22 protein-coding genes are annotated in these 19,949 nt (G+C 69.5%); 10 read left to right on the top strand and 12 right to left on the bottom strand.

Annotated features, from left to right (window positions below; translation table 11 throughout):
- The first annotated feature begins 115 nt into the window (after positions 1-115).
- On the top strand, positions 116-994 hold the full coding sequence (locus ACVCMC_RS02415) for a PhzF family phenazine biosynthesis protein (protein ID WP_447098546.1): 879 nt from the start codon (positions 116-118) through the stop codon (positions 992-994).
- 108 nt (positions 995-1,102) lie between these two features.
- The gene (locus ACVCMC_RS02410; RefSeq protein ID WP_447098545.1) at positions 1,103-1,912 is read left to right on the top strand and encodes a YiiX/YebB-like N1pC/P60 family cysteine hydrolase; all 810 of its coding nucleotides are present in this window, start codon (positions 1,103-1,105) and stop codon (positions 1,910-1,912) included.
- Positions 1,913-1,925: 13 nt separating this feature from the next.
- On the opposite strand, the gene ACVCMC_RS02405 is transcribed toward ACVCMC_RS02410, so the two are convergent.
- From ACVCMC_RS02405 to ACVCMC_RS02395, 3 genes are all read right to left on the bottom strand, one after another.
- Positions 1,926-2,309, bottom strand: a complete 384-nt coding sequence (locus tag ACVCMC_RS02405) for a hypothetical protein (RefSeq protein ID WP_447098544.1) — start codon at positions 2,307-2,309, stop codon at positions 1,926-1,928.
- The gene (locus ACVCMC_RS02400) at positions 2,306-2,944 is read right to left on the bottom strand and encodes a peptidoglycan recognition protein family protein (RefSeq protein WP_447098543.1); all 639 of its coding nucleotides are present in this window, start codon (positions 2,942-2,944) and stop codon (positions 2,306-2,308) included. Before ACVCMC_RS02400 ends, ACVCMC_RS02405 begins: the two co-directional genes overlap by 4 nt.
- A 109-nt stretch (positions 2,945-3,053) precedes the next feature.
- Complete coding sequence (locus ACVCMC_RS02395) at positions 3,054-4,232, bottom strand: NAD(P)/FAD-dependent oxidoreductase (protein ID WP_447098542.1); 1,179 nt, start codon at positions 4,230-4,232, stop codon at positions 3,054-3,056.
- 216 nt (positions 4,233-4,448) lie between these two features.
- On the opposite strand from ACVCMC_RS02395, the gene ACVCMC_RS02390 reads away from it, so the two are divergent.
- Positions 4,449-4,931 carry a YajQ family cyclic di-GMP-binding protein gene (locus ACVCMC_RS02390; protein ID WP_447098541.1) on the top strand — a complete coding sequence of 161 codons (483 nt, stop codon included), beginning with the start codon at positions 4,449-4,451 and terminating at the stop codon, positions 4,929-4,931.
- Positions 4,932-4,933: 2 nt separating this feature from the next.
- On the opposite strand, the gene ACVCMC_RS02385 is transcribed toward ACVCMC_RS02390, so the two are convergent.
- The 3 genes from ACVCMC_RS02385 to ACVCMC_RS02375 all read right to left on the bottom strand — a co-directional run bounded on the left by ACVCMC_RS02385 (position 4,934) and on the right by ACVCMC_RS02375 (position 6,378).
- Complete coding sequence (locus ACVCMC_RS02385; RefSeq protein ID WP_447098540.1) at positions 4,934-5,059, bottom strand: hypothetical protein; 126 nt, start codon at positions 5,057-5,059, stop codon at positions 4,934-4,936.
- Between the two features lie 61 nt (positions 5,060-5,120).
- A complete protein-coding gene (locus ACVCMC_RS02380) occupies positions 5,121-5,774 on the bottom strand; it encodes an NrsF family protein (protein WP_447099443.1) in 654 nt (217 codons plus the stop codon).
- Between the two features lie 4 nt (positions 5,775-5,778).
- Entirely contained in the window at positions 5,779-6,378 is a 600-nt protein-coding gene (locus ACVCMC_RS02375; protein WP_447098539.1) for a sigma-70 family RNA polymerase sigma factor, read from the bottom strand.
- Positions 6,379-6,568: 190 nt separating this feature from the next.
- Here ACVCMC_RS02375 and ACVCMC_RS02370 point away from each other — a divergent pair, with 190 nt between their 5' ends.
- The 3 genes from ACVCMC_RS02370 to trxC all read left to right on the top strand — a co-directional run bounded on the left by ACVCMC_RS02370 (position 6,569) and on the right by trxC (position 9,485).
- Positions 6,569-8,290 (top strand): cytochrome c biogenesis protein DipZ, encoded by a 1,722-nt coding sequence (locus ACVCMC_RS02370; protein WP_447098538.1) that lies wholly within the window; start codon positions 6,569-6,571, stop codon positions 8,288-8,290.
- Positions 8,291-8,352: 62 nt separating this feature from the next.
- Positions 8,353-8,955, top strand: a complete 603-nt coding sequence (gene msrB, locus ACVCMC_RS02365) for a peptide-methionine (R)-S-oxide reductase MsrB (RefSeq protein WP_447098537.1) — start codon at positions 8,353-8,355, stop codon at positions 8,953-8,955.
- Positions 8,956-9,041: 86 nt separating this feature from the next.
- Positions 9,042-9,485 carry a thioredoxin TrxC gene (gene trxC, locus ACVCMC_RS02360; RefSeq protein WP_447098536.1) on the top strand — a complete coding sequence of 148 codons (444 nt, stop codon included), beginning with the start codon at positions 9,042-9,044 and terminating at the stop codon, positions 9,483-9,485.
- Here trxC and ACVCMC_RS02355 read toward each other — a convergent pair whose 3' ends face one another.
- A complete protein-coding gene (locus ACVCMC_RS02355; protein WP_447098535.1) occupies positions 9,486-10,385 on the bottom strand; it encodes a LysR substrate-binding domain-containing protein in 900 nt (299 codons plus the stop codon).
- An 88-nt stretch (positions 10,386-10,473) separates the two neighbouring features.
- On the opposite strand from ACVCMC_RS02355, the gene ACVCMC_RS02350 reads away from it, so the two are divergent.
- The 4 genes from ACVCMC_RS02350 (at position 10,474) to ACVCMC_RS02335 (ending at position 14,251) form a co-directional block, all read left to right on the top strand.
- Positions 10,474-11,073: a LysE family translocator gene (locus tag ACVCMC_RS02350; protein ID WP_447098534.1), complete on the top strand. Its 600-nt coding sequence runs from the start codon at positions 10,474-10,476 to the stop codon at positions 11,071-11,073.
- A gap of 26 nt (positions 11,074-11,099) precedes the next feature.
- Positions 11,100-11,723, top strand: coding sequence for an NADPH-dependent FMN reductase (locus tag ACVCMC_RS02345; protein ID WP_447098533.1), 624 nt, complete (start codon positions 11,100-11,102; stop codon positions 11,721-11,723).
- A gap of 87 nt (positions 11,724-11,810) precedes the next feature.
- Positions 11,811-13,316, top strand: a complete 1,506-nt coding sequence (locus ACVCMC_RS02340) for a S10 family peptidase (protein ID WP_447098532.1) — start codon at positions 11,811-11,813, stop codon at positions 13,314-13,316.
- Between the two features lie 35 nt (positions 13,317-13,351).
- Positions 13,352-14,251, top strand: coding sequence for a PhzF family isomerase (locus tag ACVCMC_RS02335; protein ID WP_447098531.1), 900 nt, complete (start codon positions 13,352-13,354; stop codon positions 14,249-14,251).
- Positions 14,252-14,272: 21 nt separating this feature from the next.
- On the opposite strand, the gene egtD is transcribed toward ACVCMC_RS02335, so the two are convergent.
- From egtD to ACVCMC_RS02310, 5 genes are all read right to left on the bottom strand, one after another.
- On the bottom strand, positions 14,273-15,262 hold the full coding sequence (egtD, locus tag ACVCMC_RS02330) for an L-histidine N(alpha)-methyltransferase (protein ID WP_447098530.1): 990 nt from the start codon (positions 15,260-15,262) through the stop codon (positions 14,273-14,275).
- Positions 15,259-16,509 (bottom strand): ergothioneine biosynthesis protein EgtB, encoded by a 1,251-nt coding sequence (gene egtB, locus ACVCMC_RS02325; protein WP_447098529.1) that lies wholly within the window; start codon positions 16,507-16,509, stop codon positions 15,259-15,261. The genes egtD and egtB overlap by 4 nt, the downstream gene beginning before the upstream one ends.
- Positions 16,510-16,703: 194 nt before the next feature.
- Positions 16,704-17,138: a hypothetical protein gene (locus tag ACVCMC_RS02320; RefSeq protein WP_447098528.1), complete on the bottom strand. Its 435-nt coding sequence runs from the start codon at positions 17,136-17,138 to the stop codon at positions 16,704-16,706.
- A gap of 61 nt (positions 17,139-17,199) precedes the next feature.
- A complete protein-coding gene (gene rlmKL / locus ACVCMC_RS02315; RefSeq protein WP_447098527.1) occupies positions 17,200-19,386 on the bottom strand; it encodes a bifunctional 23S rRNA (guanine(2069)-N(7))-methyltransferase RlmK/23S rRNA (guanine(2445)-N(2))-methyltransferase RlmL in 2,187 nt (728 codons plus the stop codon).
- Positions 19,383-19,910 (bottom strand): alpha/beta hydrolase, encoded by a 528-nt coding sequence (locus ACVCMC_RS02310; protein WP_447098526.1) that lies wholly within the window; start codon positions 19,908-19,910, stop codon positions 19,383-19,385. Before ACVCMC_RS02310 ends, rlmKL begins: the two co-directional genes overlap by 4 nt.
- Between the last annotated feature and the right edge of the window lie 39 nt (positions 19,911-19,949).

The following is a 19,949-nucleotide window of genomic DNA, read 5'->3' as shown; positions in this document are numbered from 1 at the left end:
CCGGCGCACTTATGCCCGGCGCGGCGCGGCTTATGCGAAAGCGGCAGTGTCGCCGCCGTGGCTGCCCCTCTATCATCTGCCGTTTTGCACCGCGCCCCGCGGTCGGACGAAACACATGAGCCCGCTCCGTTACCTGCATCTGGACGTCTTTGCGGCCACCCTCGGCGGTGGCAACCACCTGGGCGTGGTGATCGGCGCGGACGGCTGGGACAGCGCGGCGATGCAGCGTTTCGCGCGCTGGACGGCGCTGGTGGAAACCACCTTCCTGCTACCGCCGACCGACCCCCGGGCGAGCTATCGGGTGCGCATCTTCACGCCGCACGAGGAGATCCCGTTTGCCGGCCACCCCAGCATCGGCAGCGCCCATGCGGCGCTGGAAGCAGGTCTGGCCACGCCGCGCGACGGACTGCTGTGGCAGGAGTGCGGCGCTGGCGTGTTGCCGATCCGGGTCGAAGGCAGCGGCGCCATGCGCGAACTGCTGCTGCGCTCGCCGGGCGAACGCGTGCTGGCGACCGGCCGCGACGCAAACCCGCTGCTGGCCGCAGCGCTGCACGGCGTGACCGATGGCGCGCTGCCGCCGGCGCTGGTCGACGGCGGCCGACGCTGGTGGCTGGCCGAGGTCGCCGACGAGGCCAGCCTGCGCGCATGGCAACCCGACCACGTGGCCATTCTTGCGCTGGCCCGCGCCAGCAGCAGCATGGGGCTGTGCGCCTTCGCACGCGTGGCATCGGATCAGCCGCGACTGGTGGTGCGCGCATTCCCCGCCGGCGTGGGCATCGTCGAAGACCCCGCCTCCGGCGCCGCCAACGGGTTGATCGCCGCCTGGATCGCACACGCCGAACCGCATGGCCCGCTGGCCCGCGGCTACCAGGTCAGCCAGGGCCGCGAGATCGGCCACGACGCGCAGCTGATGGTGCACATCGACAACGACGCGATCTGGGTCGGCGGGCGCAGCCACACCATCGTCGACGGCAGCCTGGCCTGGTCGGCGTGAGCTTCCAGTCTCTCGGTGCCGGTGAAAGCGGCTTTCTGCTCGGGCGCTGACACGCACGCGCCCACGGCTTAAGCTCGTCGCACCTGCGACCGCCGGGAGCGCACGATCGTGTTCCATCCCTTGCACAGGCTGGGCCGTGCCCTGGCCCGTTACCTCTCGAAGCCGCGCGTCGGCGGCATGCATTTCGGCACCTCGCGCCACGACATGCTGGAGGCATCGCTGCGGCCGGCCGACGTGCTGCTGGTCGACGGCAACAGCCGCATCGGCACCGCGATCAAGTACGTCACCCAGTCGAGCTGGTCGCACGCGGCGTTGTACGTGGGCGACACCCTGCGCGACCGCTACCCCGCGCTCGGTGCGCACGTGCTGATCGAAGCCGACGTGGTGGAAGGCGTGCGTGCGCTGCCGCTGCAGGCGTATCGCGGGGCGCACACGCGCATCTGCCGCCCGGTCGGGTTGCACGCCGGCGAGATCGAGCAGGTGATCGAACACGCCGCGCGTCGCCTCGGCCAGCGCTACGACATGCGCAACGTGATCGACCTGATGCGCTACCTGCTGCCGACGCCGCCGGTGCCCGGACGCTGGCGCCGGCGCCTGCTGGCGCTGGGCAGCGGCGAGCCGACCCGGGCGATCTGCTCGTCGCTGATCGCGGCGGCCTTCCACAGCGTGCGTTATCCGATCCTGCCGATGCTGGACCGCGACTACCGCCAGTTGCGCGGCACCCAGCGCGCGCGCCAGGAGATCCTGCACATCCGCAGCTCCAGCCTGTTCACGCCGCGCGACTTCGACATCTCGCCCTACTTCCGCATCATCAAGCCGATGATCGAGAGCGGTTTCGATCCGCACCACCTCCACTGGGCGACCCTGGCGCCCGGCGACCTGCAACCGTCGGCGGGATCGCTGCAGGCCCCGCGATGAATCGGCGCGCCGCTCAGCGCAGGTTCGGCAGCGCCGCGAGGCACGACTCGCGGCAAAGGTAGCGCTGGTTGGTTTCCCCGCCGTCGTACAGATAGGCTGCCCCGCCGGCGAAAATCTCCCAGTGGTAGAGCTGGCCCGCACGGCGCAGGGTGCCGCGGTAGCTGCACGGCATGATGATCGCCTCGGCGTCGAACGTGGCCGGGTCGACCACCTCGGCCAGCGTGAAATACCGCGCCACGTCCGCGCGACTGAGCGTCAACGCGCTGCAGATGTCGGCGTCGGCGCGCGTGGCATCGACCTGCCGCTGCAACGAAACAACCTCGATGCCGCCATTGCCGCGCACCGGCACACACGCAGCCAGCGCTGCGCTCAGCAGCACCAGGCCCAACGCCTTCACGGCTTGCCCCCAGCGGTCAGCGCCTGCAGCAACTGGGCGCCCTCGGTGACCTCCTTGCGGGCGATCGCGCCGTGCGCGTAGACGTCGCCCAACAGGTTCAGGCCGAACAGGCCGACCAGAATATCCACCAGGTACTTGAGCGACTTCAGTTGTTCCGGCGTCGGCGCCTCGAACGCCTTCTGCGCGGGCTGGAACGTGCCCACCACCTCGATCCCCAGCGAGTCCTGGTTGGAGGGATAGCGCGAGGGATACGGCTTGCCCAGTTCATGTCGCGAAAGGTTCTTCGCGCGGGTACCGAAGCCCACGCCTTTCGCGTGCATGAGCGAGGCAATCGTCTTCAGTTCCTGCGGATCGCAGCCGTGTTCGACCTGGCAGCGCGCCTGCAGCACACCGACGTGCCAGCACACCTGATCGACGCGTGCGGTCTGGCAGATCTTGCCGGCCTTGTCGATCAAGAAGTGCGCGCCGGTCTGCTTGCCGCCCGCGTACGCTTCGAGCGTGCTGGTGGCGGTGGAGGAATCGGTACGATGCAGCACGATCGCGTGGACGGCATCCAGGCTGCCATGCTCGATCGACGCATACAGCTTGACCTCGATCGCCGGGTCGACCAGCTTGCCCTTGTCCAGCGTTGCCATCGGCCGCCCTCCCCTGGAGATGCGCCGCCGCCCGATGGCGGGCGCGGCGCGTTGGAAATTCCGTCGCACGATGCTGCAGCCCCCGGCCGGAGGCGTCAAGCAACCGGCATCAGGCCGCCGCGCCCGCCGCCTGCCCCGACGCCCACGCCCACTGGAAGTTGTAGCCGCCGAGCCAGCCGGTGACGTCGACCACCTCGCCGATGAAGTAGAGGCCGGGCACGAGTTTCGATTGCATCGTGCTGGAGGAGAGGCCATCGGTGTCGACGCCGCCGAGAGTGACTTCGGCGGTGCGGTAGCCTTCCGTGCCGCTGGCGGTGATCGGCCACGCGGCGAGCTGCACGCCGATCTGCGTCAGTTCGGTCTCGCGGTACTGGCGCATCGGGCGGTTGCCGAGCCATTGCTCGCACAACCGCTGCGCGAGGCGCTTCGGCAACACCTCGCCGAGCACGGTCTTCAGTTCGGCCAGCGGCCGCGCCGTGCGTTGGTCGACCAGCCAGGCGCCGACGTCGAGGTCCGGCAGCAAGTCGAGGCGCAAGTCGTCGCCGGGCTGCCAGTACGAGGAGATCTGCAGGATCGCCGGGCCGCTGATGCCGCGATGGGTGAACAGCAATCCGGCGCGAAAACCCTGCCTGCCCACGCGGGCCTCCACCCTCGGCAACGCCACACCGGCCAGATCCGCGTAATGCTCCTGGTGCTTGCCGCTCAGCGTCAGCGGCACCAGGCCGGCGCGCGTGGGCAGCACGGCGTGGCCGAACTGGCGCGCCAGTTCGTAACCGAAACCGCTGGCGCCCATGCTGGGAATCGACAGGCCGCCCGAGGCGACCACCAGCGACTCGGCATGCACCTCGCCGCGCGCGGTGTGCACGCTGAAGCCCTCCGGCGTCCTGCGCACGCGTTGCACGGCGCAGTTCGCCTCCACCGTGACGCCGGCCGCGGCGCACTCGTCCAGCAGCATGCGCACAATCTGCTTCGAGGAGTCGTCGCAGAACAACTGGCCCAGCTCCTTCTCGTGCCAGGCAATGCGATGCTTCTCGACCAGCGCGATGAAGTCCCTCGGCGTGTAGCGCGCCAGCGCGGACTTGGCGAAATGCGGGTTGGCCGAGAGGTAATTCGCCGGCGTCGTGCCCAGGTTGGTGAAGTTGCAGCGGCCGCCGCCGGACATCAGGATTTTCTTGCCGACCTTGTTGGCGTGATCGACCACCAGCACGCGCCGGCCGCGCTGGCCGGCGGTGATCGCGCACATCAGGCCGGCGGCGCCGGCGCCGATGATCAACACGTCGGTTTTCAAGAACTCACCATGGTCACGCCATCAAGCTCGTTGTTCGTCATCCCGGCGCGGCGCCTTTCAACGACCGAAGGGTCGGTCAAGCCGGGACCCGGTGACTGTGTCCGTTGAAAGGCGCCGGATTCCGGCTTGCGCCGGAATGACGGAAGTGAGGGTTGCGCCATTATCGCCCAGCGCCATCGCTTACACTTTGCCTCCTGTTCCCAGCGAGCCGCCGCCATGCCTTCCTTCGACGTGATCTCCGAAGTCGACAAGCACGAACTGACCAATGCCGTCGACCAGGCCAACCGCGAACTCGGCACGCGCTTCGACTTCAAGGGCGTGGACGCGAAGTACGTGCTGGACGATGGCGTGATCGCCCAGAGCGCCCCCAGCGAATTCCAGCTGCAGCAGATGCTGGACATCCTGCGCGCCCGCCTGATCGCGCGGAAGATCGACGTGCGCGCGCTGGACGTCGGCGACCCGGAAACCAACCTGGGCGGCTCGCGCCAGAAGATCACCGTCAAGCAGGGCATCGAGCAGCCGGTGGCGAAGAAACTGGTGGCCGAGCTGAAGGCGGCCAAGCTCAAGGTCGAGGCGCAGATCAACGGCGACAAGCTGCGCGTCAGCGGCAAGAAGCGCGACGACCTGCAGGCGGCGATGGCGGTGTTGCGCAAGTCCGAGGTCGAGCTGCCGCTGCAGTTCGACAACTTCCGCGACTGAGTTCAGGCCCGCGACAGCAGCCGCCCGCCCATCGCCGCATTGACGGCCACCACCACGGCCACCGCCAGCGCATGCGTCAACAGAGCGTAGGGCGGGCAATGCCCGCCGCTCTTGTCGCGATGTCGCAAGGCCAAAAGCCGGCGGACGGTGCCCGCCCTACGCGGCGCGTGCGACGCTTCTGCCGAATCCCTACGCTTTCGACAACAACCGCCCGCCCATGGCGGCGTTGACGGCCACCACCGCGGCGACGGCCAGCGCGTGCGTCAGCAGGTCGGTGGCAGCGGAGTCGAACGCATGGCAGATCTCCAGCAGGCTGGCCGAGGCGGCGGCGCTGGCCAGGCCGATCAGCACCGCGGTGAGCACCGGCCGCAGCGGGCAGGCGCGGCGCAACAGCACGATCAGCAGCGCGGACAGCGGGATCGAGAAGGCGATGATGAAGACCAGGCAATCGGCGGACTGATGTACCCCGGCCACTTCCGTGCCCGGCGCGACCCAGTTGCGCAGGCAGCCGAGACCACTGGCGCCAATCCACAGCAGAGCCCCGGGCACCGGCAACCAGGCCCAGGCGCCATGCCGCCCCGGCACGCCCAGCGCGAACGCCGCCCAGGCCGCGCCCACCGCCGTAAGCACCGCGCCGATGCCGGCCCAGGCCAGGTCCGGCGTGGCGGCCCATCGCCGCAGCATCGGGCTGGCGCCGTAATGCAGCAGCAGCCCGACCGCCAGCGCCGCCACCAGCGACAGCCAGCCGGCGGTGCGCAGCCATGGCGGCAGCAGTCGCCGCACTGGCACCAGCTCGGTACCCAGGCGGTCGATCAGCGCCTCATGGACTCGCGGGTCGGACATCACGTCAGGGTTCTCCATGGAAACGCCCGCGCAGCGCCTTCAGCGCGCGATGCAGGTTCACTTTCAGTGCGCCGGTGTTGCGCCCGGTCAGCTCGGCCGCCTCGCTGAGGGAGCGCTCGTGCAGGCCGAGTTGTTCCACGGCCTCGCGCTGGCCCGGCGGCAGCCCGGCGATCGCCTCGCGCAGGCGCTGCGCGCGCTGCTCGCTCTCGGTAGCGGCGCTGGCGTCGTCGCGGTCCGGGTGATTGTCCAGCGCAAATTCATCGTGCAGTTCGCGGCTGTCGCGGCGGCCGCGGCTGCGCAGGGAGTCGATCGCGCGGCGGCCGGCGATCGCACCGAGCCAGGCGTCGTAGGAGCGGGCAGGATCGTAGGTGTGGCGCACTCGATGCACGGTGAGCAGGGTTTCCTGCACCACGTCGTCGAGCTGGTCCTGCGCCACGCCCTGGCGTCGCGCGACGGCGCGGATCAGGGCCACCGAATCGGCCAGCAGCTTTTCGTAGGCGCGCCGGTCGCCGGCCTGCGCAGCGGCCATCCACGCCGATCGGCGCTGGTCGGGCGATTCGCTGGCGGCGGCGGATTCGGCTGGCACGGTCCGGACGAGACTCATCCCGCGGAGAAGTCCACTATCTAGACCCATGAAGGCGGTGGCGGTCAAGGCTTGCACCATGTTCGCTCCACGACGGAACGCTCCACCGAAGTCTTCGCTGCATCTGGCGCCGACGTTACCTCGTATCCGCATGTAACCCCGGCGGAGGCGGCGGCGAATCATCAGGCAACCACCCACGGATGAAAACTCCATGCTCGTGTTGATCCTCGCCTACCTCGGCGGCGTCCTGACCATCCTCAGCCCGTGCATCCTGCCGGTGCTGCCGTTCGTGTTCGCCCGCTCCGACCGGCCGTTCATGCGCAACGGTTTCCCGATGTTGCTTGGCATGGCGATCACCTTCGCCGTCGTCGCCACGTTGGCGGCCCTCGGCGGCGGCTGGGCGGTGCACGCGAACCAGTACGGCCGCTGGGTGGCGATGGCGGTGCTGGCCTTGCTCGGCCTGACCCTGCTGTCGACCCACCTGGCCGAATGGATCACCCGCCCGTTCGTGGCGCTGGGCAACCGGCTGTCGCAGCGCTCGGCCGGCGATGGCGACTCGGTCTGGGGCGCGGCCGGTCTCGGCGTCGCCACCGGCCTGCTGTGGGCGCCGTGCGCGGGGCCGATCCTCGGCCTGCTGCTGACCGGCGCGGCGCTGAACGGCGCCAGCGTGCAGACCACCCTGCTGCTGCTCACCTATGCCGCCGGTGCGGCCACCTCGCTTGGCCTGGCGCTGCTGATCGGCGGCAAGGTGTTCGCACTGATGAAGCGCTCGCTGGGCGTCGGCGAGTGGGTACGTCGGGCGCTCGGCGTGCTGGTGCTGTGCGGCGTGGCCGCGATCGCGCTGGGCCTGGACACCGGCCTGCTCACCCGCGTCTCGCTGGCCAGCACCAGCGGCATCGAACAGAAGCTGATCGACGCCGTGCGCCCGGCACCGGCGCCGCAACCACAGCTCAAGGCCGGCGACCCGCTGCCGGTGGAAGGCACGTTCCCGTCGCTGGCCGGCGCCACACAGTGGCTCAACAGCCCGCCGCTGACCACCGCATCGCTGCGCGGCAAGGTGGTGCTGGTCGATTTCTGGACCTACTCCTGCATCAACTGCATCCGCTCGCTGCCGTACGTGCGCGGCTGGGCCGACAAGTACAAGGATCACGGCCTGGTGGTGATCGGCGTCCACGCACCGGAGTTCGCCTTCGAAAAGAACCCGGCCAACGTGGCCAAGGCGGTGAAGGATCTCGGCGTCGACTACCCGGTGGCGTTGGACAACGATTACGCGATTTGGCAAGGCTTCAACAACCAATACTGGCCGGCGCACTACTTCATCGACGCGCGGGGACAGATCCGCCACCACCACTTCGGCGAAGGCGAATATCGGCAAAGCGAGGACGTGATCCGCCAGCTGCTGGCCGAGGCCGGCCAGAAGAACCTGCCCGGCGGCTACGTGCGCGACGACCATCGCGGCGTCGAAGCCGCCGCGTCGAACGATCCCACCCGTTCGCCCGAGACCTACGTCGGCTACGCCCGCGCCAGGAATTTCGTCGGCGGCCGCGTGGCCCGCGACGAGGCGCACGATTACCGCGCGCCGGCGGCGCTGGCCGCCAACCAGTGGTCGCTGGACGGGCGCTGGACAGTGCACGACGAGGACGCGCAGCTGGAACAGGCCGGTGGCGCCATCATGTATCGCTTCCGCGGGCGCGACCTGCACCTGGTGCTCGGCCCGGCGGCCGATGGCAAGCCGATCCGCTTCCGCGTCACCATCGACGGCAAACCGCCCGGCGCCGACCACGGCATGGATACCGACGCCGACGGCAACGGCACCGTCACCGGCCAGCGCCTGTACCAGCTCGTACGCCAGGCCAACGGCAGCGGCGAGCGGCTGTTCGAGATCACCTTCCTCGACCCCGGCGTGCGGGCGTACGCCTTCACTTTCGGCTGAGCAGGATCGCGAATGCCTTTGCCTCTGCAAATCCCGAATCCCCAATCCCGACGGAGGAAGCCATGTCACGTCTCGATGAAACCCTCGCGATGGATCGCCGCCGCTTCCTGCGCGCCGCGCTCGGCGGCGGTGCGTTGCTGGCCGTGGGCGGCGGCTGGCTGGTACCGCGCCTGCACGCGGCGGCGAACACGCCGGTGGGCCAGCCCGGCAACGTGCTGCTGGAAATCTTTGACGATACCGGCCGCGATCTCGGCGCGCACGAGGTACCAAAGCTGGTGCTGAGCGACGCGCAGTGGCGGCAGAGGCTGTCGCCGGCGTCGTACGAAATCATGCGTCACGCAGGTACCGAGCGTGCATTCAGCGGCGAGCATGAACGCCCCGCCGTGCCCGGTCTGTTCCGCTGCCTCGCCTGCGGCACGGCGCTGTACGACGCAGCCACCGAGTTCGACTCCGGCACCGGCTGGCCCAGCTTCTGGCAGCCGATCGCGCGGCGCAATCTGGTCGAGTCGACCGACCACCTGTTCGGCATGACCCGCACGGCGATCAGCTGCAAGGGCTGCGACAGCCACCTCGGCCACGTCTTCAATGACGGCCCGCGCCCGACCGGCCTGCGCTATTGCATGAACTCGGTGGCGTTGCGCTTCGTGCCGCGCCGGATGGCCTGAACCGCCGGCCGCACCCGGCTTGGATTCCGCCGCGGCTGCCGCCATCTGCAGTGCAGGGTATCGCCTGCCCGTCGCCGGAGTCTGCCGTGAGTACCGCACTGACCATCCCCTGCCCGCATTGCAGCGCACTCAACCGCGTGCCCGCCGAGCGTGTCGCCGAACACCCGAACTGCGGCCGCTGCAAGCAGGGCTTGTTCGAAGGGCATCCGGCGGAACTCACGACCGTGAACTTCGACGCGATCGCCGGACGCGGCGACTTGCCGGTGCTGGTGGATTTCTGGGCGCCGTGGTGCGGGCCCTGCGTCGGTTTCGCGCCGGTGTTCGTGCAGGCTGCCAGCAAGCTCGAGCCGCGACTGCGGCTGGCCAAGCTGGACACCGAGGCGCAGCCGCAGATCGCCACGCGCTTCAACATCCGCAGCATCCCCACCCTGATCATGTTCAGGCAGGGCCGCGAGATCGCGCGGCAGTCCGGCGCGCTGAACGCGGCGCAGTTGCAGCAGTTCGTCGAAGGCGCGCTGGCGCGCGGCTGATCAGCGCGCGGCCGTACCTGCCGCCTGCCAGCGCAGCCAGTCGATCACCGCCGCCACAGCCGCGCGGGGCTTCGCCGGCGGGCGCACGATCCAGTACGAGGTGCCCAACGGCACGTCGAGTCGGCCGAACGGGCGCACCAGGCTGCCGTTCGCCACGTCGTCCGCCGCCAGCCGATGGCGCGCCAAGGCCACACCCTGCCCCTGCATCGCCGCCCGCAGCACCAGGTCCGACGAGGTGTAGCGCGCGCCGCGCTGCAACGCGAGCTTTGCCGGTCCGTGTGCACCGCGCCACGCTTCCCATGACGCCTGCGGATCGCGGTCGTGCAGCAAGCGCAGGCCGGCCAGATGCGCCGGCTCCGAGGGACGTCCGGACGCCTGCCACAGTGCCGGGCTCATCACCGGATACAGCGCATCGTCCAGCAACGCCTCGGCATGCAGTTCCGGCCAGGGCCCCGTGCCCATGCGGATGGCCAGATCGATGCGGCCGTCGTCCAGCGCATCGAGGCGTTGCTCCACCTGCACCGACAGCTCGATCTTCGGATGCGCCTTTTCCAGCGCGGGCAGGCGTGGCAGCAGCCAGCGGATCGCGAACGAGGGCGAGGTGGACAGCGTCACCGCGTGCGCCGGCCGGGTCTCGCGCAAGGCCGCGACCGCCTGCTCGATCGCGCGCAGGCCGGCCAGCGTGGCACGCCCCAGCGCCTCGCCCTGCGGGGTGAACACCAGCGCACCGCGCCCGGCCGACGCGCGCAGCAGCGGCACGCCGAGCCAGTGATCCAGCTCGGCGAGGTGCCGGCTCACCGAGGAGTGCGCCATGCCAAGTTCCCGCGCAGCGGCACGCACGCCGCCATGAGCATGGACCATGGCGAAGGCGCGCAGGGCATTCAGCGGCAAGTCTTCCATGGTCGCAATTCTAGACCATTGAAGTCACCGCACCGACCAGCAAAGCGGACCAGCCTGTACTGCATTCGACCATTGCCTGGATGGAAGCATGAACGTGGATGCATGGCTTGCCGCCGCCGCGCTGCTCGGCGTGGCGGCAATCAGCCCCGGCCCGAACAATCTCGTGGTGCTGCAGGCCGCGGGGCAGGCGGGCCTGCGCGGCGCGCTGCCGGCGATCGCCGGCATCGTGACCGGTGGGCTGTTGCTGCTGGCGCTCATGGCGCTGGGCGCGGGCGCGGCATTCGCCACCTGGCCGCCGCTGCGCCACGGTGCCGTCGTGGTCGGCGCGCTGTACCTGGCATGGCTCGGCCTGTCGCTGTGCTTCGCCGGCGTGGCGTCCGCGCCGCCCACGGGGTCGGCGCGCCTGCCGACGGGAACGCTGGGCCTGGTCGGCTTTCAGTTCCTCAACCCGAAAAGCTGGGTGCTCGTGCTGACCGTGCTGGCGGCGCTCCCCGCCGCCGGCCTGCGCGACTACCTGACGCTGGCCGGCCTGTTCGTGCTGATTCCCGCCACGTGCCTGCTGCTGTGGGCGCTGCTCGGCGCCTGGCTGGCCTGCTGGCTGGCGCATCCGGCGGTGCGCCGCGGCGTCGACATCGCGATGGGTGCGCTGCTGATGGCCTGCGCCGTGCTGCTCCTGATCGAGCCCTGACTTCTCTCCCTGCCCGAGGTTTCGCCATGACCGTTTTCCATACCGTCCCCATCCGCCGCGTGCTTGCCCTGGCCGGCAGCCTGCGCCGCGCCTCCTGGAACCGCAGCCTGCTCCACGCCGCAGCGCTCCAGGCGCCGGCCGGCATGCAGTTGGACGTCTACGACGACCTGGCCACCGTGCCGCTGTTCGACGAAGACCTCGAGCAGCGCGAACCCGCAGGGCCGGCCGGCGTGAAGGCGCTGCGCGCCGCCATCGCCGCCGCGGACGGCGTGGTCATTGCCACGCCCGAGTACAACCAGGCACTGCCGGGCGTGTTGAAGAACGCGCTGGACTGGCTCTCGCGCGAAAGCCCCGCCGGCGACGTGCTCGCCGGCAAGCCCGTGGCCGTGCTCGGCGCCAGTTCCGGTCCGTGGGGTACCCGGCTGGCGCAGGCTTCGCTGCGTCAGGTGCTGCACACCTGCGGTGCACTGGTGATGCCGGGCCCCAGCCTGTTCGTGGCCCGCGCCGCCGATCGCTTCGACGCCCGGGGTTGGCTGACCGACCCGTCTACGCTGCAGTCGCTGCGGTCCCTCCTGCTCGGCTTCGAAGGGTGGATGGAGCGCCTGGCGCTGCCGGCCATGCAGGATGCGCCGCTGGCCGTGCCGGGCTGAGCTGGCACGGGCCACCCATGCCTTTCAGCACACTCGGCACGTGCGCCACGCGTTTAGGCTTCGGTCTTTACGCCCAAGGAGACACCTGTGCGCAAGTCCCTGCCGTTTGCCCTGATGGCCGCCCTGCTGTTGACGGGGTTCACCACTGCCGCCGTGGCGGCCGATACCCCCAAGCCGGCAGCGAGCACCGAGGCAACCGGCAAGGACGGCTTCCAGTTGCCGCCGTTTCCCGCCGATGCGCACGTGACGCAGACCACCACGGTCGATGGCAAGACGCTCAAGTACACCGTGACCGTGGGTTCGCTGCCGGTGCGCGATGAGAAGGGCAACAAGACCGCCGAAGTGGTGTTCACCGCCTACACCATCCCCGGCAAGGACCGGCCGGTGACCTTCGCGCTCAACGGCGGCCCGGGCGCCTCGTCGGTCTACCTCAACCTGGGCGCGATCGGCCCGAAGAAAGTGAGCTTCGGCGATGCCGGCGACTCGCCCTCCGACCCGCCGGTGCTGAACGACAATCCCGGGACCTGGCTGGGCTTCACCGACCTGGTCTTCATCGACCCGGTGGGCACCGGCTACAGCCGCGCACTGGTCGACGACAAGCAGGCAACCAAGGATTTCTACAGCACCGACGTCGACATCAAGTACCTCTCGCGCATCATGTACGACTGGCTGGTGAAGAACGGCCGCATGGATTCGCGCAAGTACTACGTGGGCGAAAGCTACGGCGGCTTCCGCGGCCCGCGCATCACCGAGTACATGCAGACCCAGCTGGGCGTGGCGATGAGCGGCGTGACGCTGATCTCGCCGTACCTCGACCCGTCGGCGTGGAGCGACGACACCGTCTCGCCGCTGCCGTGGATGACCACCCTGCCCTCGATCGCCGCCGCCCACCTGGAGCGCGAGGGCAAGCTCAGTGCCGAGGCGATGGCGCCGATCATCGCCTACACCCGCGGCGAATACGCGACCACGCTGATGAAGGGTCGCTCCGACCCGGCCGCCACCGAGGCGATGATCCGGAAAGTGACCGAGCTGACCGGGCTGGACCCGGTGTTCGTCAAGCGTTCTGGCGGCCGCATCGAGACCCAGGCCTACCTGCGCGAGGTGTATCGCGCCGAGGGCAAGCTGGGCAGCCGCTACGATTCCAACGTCACCGCCTGGGACCCGTTCCCGCATGCGCCGTCCCAGCGCACCGGCGACCCGCTGCTCAACAGCATCATCGCGCCGACCACCAGCGCGATGGTCAACTTCGTCACCCAGACCGTGGGCTGGAAAGTCGCCGGCCGCTACAACGCGCTGAGCTACGAGGTGAACCGCCTGTGGCACGAGGACGACGATGCCCGCGAAGGCTCGGTCAGCCAGCTGCGCGAGGCGGTGGCCAACGACCCCAAGCTGCGCGTGCTGATCGCGCACGGCTGGGATGACCTGTCGTGCCCGTTCATGGTCTCGGTGCTGGCGGTCGACCAGATGCCGGCGATGGGCGACCCGACCCGCGTGCAGGTGAAGGAATATCCCGGCGGCCACATGTTCTATTCGCGCGCGGACAGCCAGGCCGCGCTGACCCGCGACGTGAAGGCGTTGTACGGCGCCAGGTAACGCCACCCACCAACCGCGGGCCGGGCTGGGCCGCCATGAACCAGCGCACGCTGTTCCACGTCGACGCCTTCACCACCACGCGCTTCCGGGGCAACCCGGCGGGCGTGGTGCTCGGCGCCGACGGCATGTCCGATGCCGAGATGCAGGACCTCGCGCGGGAACTGAAGCACTCCGAGACGGCCTTCGTGCTGGCGCCGGACGGCGCCGACCACGACGTGCGGCTGCGCTACTTTTCCCCGACCACCGAAGTGCCGTTATGCGGCCACGCCACGATCGCCACCCATTACGTGCGGGCGGGCTTGCCCGGCTTCGGCGACAGCGAGTTCCGGCAGAAGACCGCCGCCGGCATCCAGCGCATCCGCATCGGCCGCAACGAGGCCGGTGGCCGGCGCGTCTTCATGCAGCAGGAACGCCCGCGCATCGACCCGCCGCTGGATGCATCCGTCCGCCACCGCATCGCCGCCGCGCTGGGCGTGACCGACGACCAGCTGACCGCGGCGCTGCCGCTGCAGGTGGTATCCACGGGCCATGGCAAGGTCATGGTGCCACTGGAGCCGACGGTCGATCTCGATGCGCTGGCACCACGAATGTCCGCGCTGGCGGCACTGAGCGCGGAGATCGGCTGCAACGGCTATTTCGTGTTCCAGTTGCGCAAGGGCCAGGCCGCCACCGACGGGCGCATGTTCGCCCCCGCGATCGGCATCGACGAAGACCCCGTCACCGGCAACGCCAACGGCCCGTTGGGTGCCTACCTGGTCAACCATCGACTGATGCCGCACGACGGAGCGACGCTGCGCTTCGCCGGCCACCAGGGCCGCGCGCTGCGCCGCGACGGGGTCGTCCACGTCGAGGTGCGCATCGTGGACGACGCGCCGGTCGAGGTGACCATTGCCGGCGATGCCTGCATCCTGTTTGCCGCGTCGCTGGACGGCTGACGCCGGCGCCCGGCCGGCTGTTCAGCGCGCCAGCAGGCCGGCGCGCACCAGATATTGCACGCTGAACATCCGTTGCGGGTCGGTCCATGATCGTTGCACCGCCAGCCCGGCCTTGTCCGCCAGTGCCGCGAAATCTTCCAGCGAATACTTGCAGCTGTATTCGACCTGGATCGCCTCGTCCACGCCGAAGCGTACCTTGCCGCGCCCGATCGCCACGTGCTGCTCGCGCCGGCTGACCAGCTGTGTCTCGATACGCCCGGCCATCGGGTTGTAGCGCGCGCGATGGGCGAATGCCGCCAGGTCGAAGTCGCTGCCGATTTCGCGGTTGAGCCGCGCCAGCATGTTCAGGGTGAACTCGGCGGTGACGCCGGCGGCGTCGTTGTAGGCGGCCTCGATCAGCGCCGGGTCCTTTTTCAGGTCCACCCCGATCAGAATGCCGCCGGCGTCGCCCATCTCGTTGCGCATCTTGCGCAGCAGGGCCACCGCGTCGTGCGCCTCGAAATTGCCGATGGTGGAACCCGGGAAATACAGCACCGTGCGTCGCGGCGCCCGCGGCGGAATCGGCAGGCGCAGCGGCTTGCTGAAATCGGCGCACAGCGGCTGCAGCGGCAGTTGCGGAAACTCCTGCGCCAGGCACTGCACGCTCTGTTGCAACGGCTCGGGCGAGATTTCCACCGGCACGTAACTCACCGGCTCGCGCAGGTGGCGCAGCAGCATGCGCGTCTTGCGTCCGCTGCCGCTGCCGTACTCGACCAGCCGCACGTCGCTGCCGAGGGTGTCGCCGATGTCGGCGGCGTGCTCGTCCATCAACGCGATCTCGCAGCGGGTGAGGTAGTACTCCGGCTGCTCGCAGATCTGCTCGAACAAGGCCGAGCCGCGCTCGTCGTAGAACAGCCACGATGGCAACCGTTTGGGCTTCAGCGCCAGCCCGTGCCGGACGACTTCGAGCAATTCGCCGGCGGGCGGGCGGCGTTCGTCGTCGCGAAGGCCGCAGGCTTGCACACTGTTCATCGATCCTGTCCCAGTCGCAGCCCGGCAAACTGCCAGCGGGCGTGGGGTGGAAAAAAGTTGCGGTAGCTGGCGCGCAAATGATCGCGCGGGGTGACACAGGAGCCGCCGCGCAACACCCATTGCCCGCACATGAACTTGCCGTTGTATTCGCCCAGCGAACCGGCCAGCGGTCGATAACCGGGGTAACCGACGTACGGCGAAGCCGTCCATTCCCATGCGTCGCCGTACAACTGCAGCATCCCGGTCCCGGCCTGCGCCGGCAGCGGATGGAACCGTTCGCCTTGCTGCAGGTTGCCCTCGATCGGCACGCCTTGCGCGGCCGACTCCCATTCCGCCTCGGTGGGCAGGCGGGCGCCGGCCCAACGCGCAAACGCATCGGCCTCGTAGTAACTCAAATGGCAAACGGGCTCGGCGGGATCGAGCGCACGCACGCCGGACAGGGTGAACTCGCTGGCCAGGTCGTCCTGCCAGTAGAGCGGGTGTCGCCAGTTTTCGCGCTGCACGGTGGCCCAGCCATCGGACAGCCACAGGCCGGGCTCGCGATACCCGCCCTCGCGCACGAACGCCAGGTATTCGGCATTGGTCACCGGCCGGTTGGCCAGCGCGTGCGGTTGCAGCAGCGCGCGGTGGCGCGGGGTTTCGTTGTCGAAGGCGAAGCCTTCGCCCCGATGGCCGATCTCGACGATGCCCTCGCGGCCGGCGATGAACCTCAGCGGCACCGGCGGCGCGTGCGCGGACGCCGCAATCGCCGGGCGCAGCGCCGGCTGCAAGGGATTGCACCAGAATGCATGCTTGATGTCGGTCAGCAACAACTCCTGGTGCTGCTGCTCGTGCTGCAGGCCGAGTTCGACCAGGCTCGCCAGTTCCGGATCGTCATGGCGCTCCAGCAAGGCCAGCACCGCCTCGTCCACGCGCCGGCGGTAATCGCGCACCTCGTCGAGCGAGGGGCGCGACAGCAGGCCGCGCTGCGCGCGCACGTGCATCGGGCCGACCGACTGGTAGTAGGAATTGAACAGGTAATGCCAGGCCGGGTCGCGCGGCTTCCAGGCCGGGTCGTGCGCGAGCACGAAGGTCTCGAAGAACCAGGTGGTATGTGCCAGGTGCCATTTGGCCGGGCTGGCGTCGGGCATGGACTGCAGTTGCATGTCCTCGGCCGTCAGGTTCGTGCACAGCGCCTGCGTCTGCTGGCGCACCTGGGCGAAGCGCGCTGCGATACCGGCCCGAAGCAACGGTGAATCGGCACTCATGCGCGATACCGCAATCGCGACGGCCTGCCAAAACGGTGGTGGGTCAGCGGCATGGTGGTACGGCAAGGCATACCCGCAAGGATGCCGCGAAACTTGTTCAGAAGTTGTGATCCAGGCACACCTGAAGGCGAAGCGCAAAAAAGCGCGAGCCCGACCGAAGCCGGGCTCGCGCGGGTGCCGCCATGCGGCGTGGATCAGTTGCCGGCGTAACCGTCGTCGCGGTCGTAGCCGTCATCGCGGATGTAACGCGTCTGGTAAGGGTCGTCGTAAACCACCGTGCGGGTTTCCACCACGCGGCGGGTCACCACCGGCGCGCCGTACTCGTACACCACCGTGCGCGGCGCGCGATAGACGACCGGCGGATCGTAATAAACCGGAGCCGGCCGCATGGCGTCGGCGACCAGACCGACCACGGCGCCAGTGACAATGGCACCGGCGATCCAGCGACCGCCGCTCCAGTGACCGCCATGACCGTAGTAGCCGCCGTGATAACCGCCATGGTAGCCGCCGCGATGGCCATGCCCGCCCCAGCCGTGCGCGGACGCGCCCAGGGGCATCGCCAACGCGGCGACCAGCGCCAGACCGATCGCGGCATTCTTGCCGGAAGCACGCAAACCCGCTGTATTCATGATCGCTCTCCGTTGTACGCGCGGATAGTCGAGCGCGCGGGCTTAATGCGCACTGAAAGGCTCACTGCTTGATGCGCGCCGTGTCCCACGGGTTGATCCCCGTCGCAGCCCGGCGCCGGCGCAGCAGCCAGCAACCATGAATGTCGGCGCGGCGGGCGAAGTCGAACGGGATGCTCGCTGCGCTCCAGTCCTCGATCTCGAAGTGCGCTTCCAGCGCCTCGCGATCGAGCCTGAAGCGGCGAAAGTTGTTGGAGAACACGATCACGCCGTCGCGGGTCAGTCGCTCGTTGCAGGCTTCGAGCAGCTTCACGTGGTCGCGCTGCACGTCGAAATCCTCGGCGCGCTTGGAGTTGGAGAATGTCGGCGGGTCGACGAAGATCAGGCCGTAACGGCCGCGATCGCGCTGCAGGAATTCCAGCGCGTCGAACTGCATCAGCCGATGGTCGGCACCGATGAAACCGTTCAGCGCGAGGTTGCGCGATGCCCACTCCAGATAGGTGGCGGACAGATCCACGCTGGTGGTTTCCAGCGCGCCGCCGGCTGCCGCGTGCACGCTGGCGGTGGCGGTGTAGGCGAACAGGTTGAGGAAGCACTTGCCTTCGGCCAGCTCGCGGACCTTCGCGCGCACCAGCCGGTGATCGAGGAACAGGCCGGTGTCCAGGTAGTCGGTGAGGTTGACCAGGAACTTCAGGCCGTCTTCCTCCACCTCGATGAACTCGCCGCGCTGGTCGAACTGGCCGTACTTGGAGCCGCCCTTGCCGCGTTCGCGGGTCTTGATCGCGATGCGCTCGCGCGGCACGCCGAGCACTTCGCCGGCGACGCGGGCAATCTCGCGCAGGCGCTGGCGCGCCACGTCGCCGGGAATGTCGGCCGGCGCGCGGTACTCCTGGATGTGCAGGTGATCGTCGCCGCCGGTGTCGCCGTAAACGTCGATCGCCGCGGCATACTCGGGCAGGTCCTGGTCGTAGGCGCGCCAGCAGCGGATGCCTTCGCGCGCCAGCCGCTTGCGCAGGTGCCGGACGTTCTTCTCCAGCCGGTTCTTCAGCATCTGCGCGCCGGGGGAGAGCGGCTTCGGCTCGCGTGGCTTCTCCTCCCGCGGCTTCAGGTCGAAGGTCAGCAGCACGGTTTCCAGCGCGCCGTTGTACAGCGCGTAGCGCTTGTCCGCGTGCAGCTGCATCGCGCGGCCTAGCTCCACGTCGCCGGCCAGCACCGCGGCACGCCAGCCGGTGAAGCGCTCACGCAGGGTGTCGCCCAGCGCACGGTACAGACGCGGCATCTCGGCGCGGTCGCCCAGGCGTTCGCCGTATGGCGGGTTGGTGATGACCAGGCCGTGGTCGACGCCCGGCGGCGGCGCGACACGCGTCACGTCCTGCTTGTCCAGCGTGAAGAAGCCGGCCACGCCCGCGGCTTGCGCGTTGCGTTTGGCCGTCTGCACCATGTGCGGGTCGGCGTCGGCGCCGAAGAAGCACGGGCGCAGCGCGCGCAGGCCGGCCTCGGCGCGCTGCTTCGCCTCGTCCAGCAGGCCGCGCCACAGCGCGATGTCGTGCTGCTGCCAGCCGAGGAAGCCGAAGTATTCGCGGCGCAGACCGGGCGCCACGTCGGCGGCCATCAGCGCGCCTTCGATCAGCAAGGTGCCGGAACCGCACATCGGATCGAGCAGCGCGCCGCCGGCCGCGTAGACCTCGGGCCAGCGCGCGCGCAGCAGCATGGCGGCGGCGAGGTTTTCCTTCAGCGGCGCCTCGCCTTGTTCCTCGCGCCAGCCGCGCCGATGCAGCGGCGAGCCGGCCAGGTCCAGCGACACGGTGGCGCGGTCGCGGCGCAGGCGCAGGTTGATGCGGATGTCAGGCTCGTCGGTGTCGATGTCCGGACGCGAACCATCGCGCTGGCGGAACTGGTCGACCACCGCGTCCTTGGTGCGCAGGCCGATGAACTGGCTGTGGTTGAGCTTGCTCAGCGCAGTGCCCGCGTCCACCGCGAAGGTCGCGTGTGCGGCCAGATGCCGGCTCCAGTCGATGTCCTGCACGCCGCGGTACAGCGCCTCGTCGTCGGGCGCATCGAACTCGGCCAGCGGCAGCAGGATGCGGCTGGCCAGGCGCGACCACAGGCAGGCGCGATAGGCGGTCTCCAGCGTGCCGGAGAAGTGTGCGCCGGCCAGCGCCTCGCGCACGTCGAGCGCGCCGAGCGCGACCAGCTCGTCGCGCAGCAGGTACTCCATGCCTTTCGGGCAGGTGGCGAAGTAGTGATTCATGCGGCGACGGCCAGTTGGTCGAGCATGCTGCGGAATTGCGTCGCGATCATGTCCATGCTGGAACCCAGCCGGTGGTCGTCGTCCAGCACCAGCAGCGGCAGGCGGCGCTTCGCGGCGAACGCCTGCACGCCGGCCAGCGGGCACACCTCGTCGCGCCAGCCATGGATCAGCATCGCGGGGACGCCGGTACGCAGGTCGAACGCCCGCGCGTACCCCGGGATTTCGCTGGGCGTGGCTAGCAGCAGCAGACCGGCCACCGGCACGTCCAGCGAAACCAGCCCGGAGACGAAGGCGCCCATGCTGGAGCCGACCAGCAACGGCGGCGCCTCCAGCGATTCGATGGTGGCGCGCAGACGCGCGATCCGCGGTGCCACCGAACCGGCATGGCCGCGCGCGTCGTCGCTGCGGTAGTCCGGCCGCTGCGTGCGCCAGCCCAGCGACTCGGCCAGCGCGGCCAGCGCGCTGACCTTGGTCGCCTCCGGCGCCGAATCCGAGCCGTGCGAAAGAATGATCTGGCCGCGCATGGCGGTCTCCGGAAAAGGCCGAAGGCAAGACGCGCATGG

The sequence above is a fragment of the Rhodanobacter sp. UC4452_H20 genome, assembly GCF_052978205.1.
Note: the sequence above shows the minus strand (reverse complement) of the source record. Positions and strands in the feature narration are given on the sequence as shown.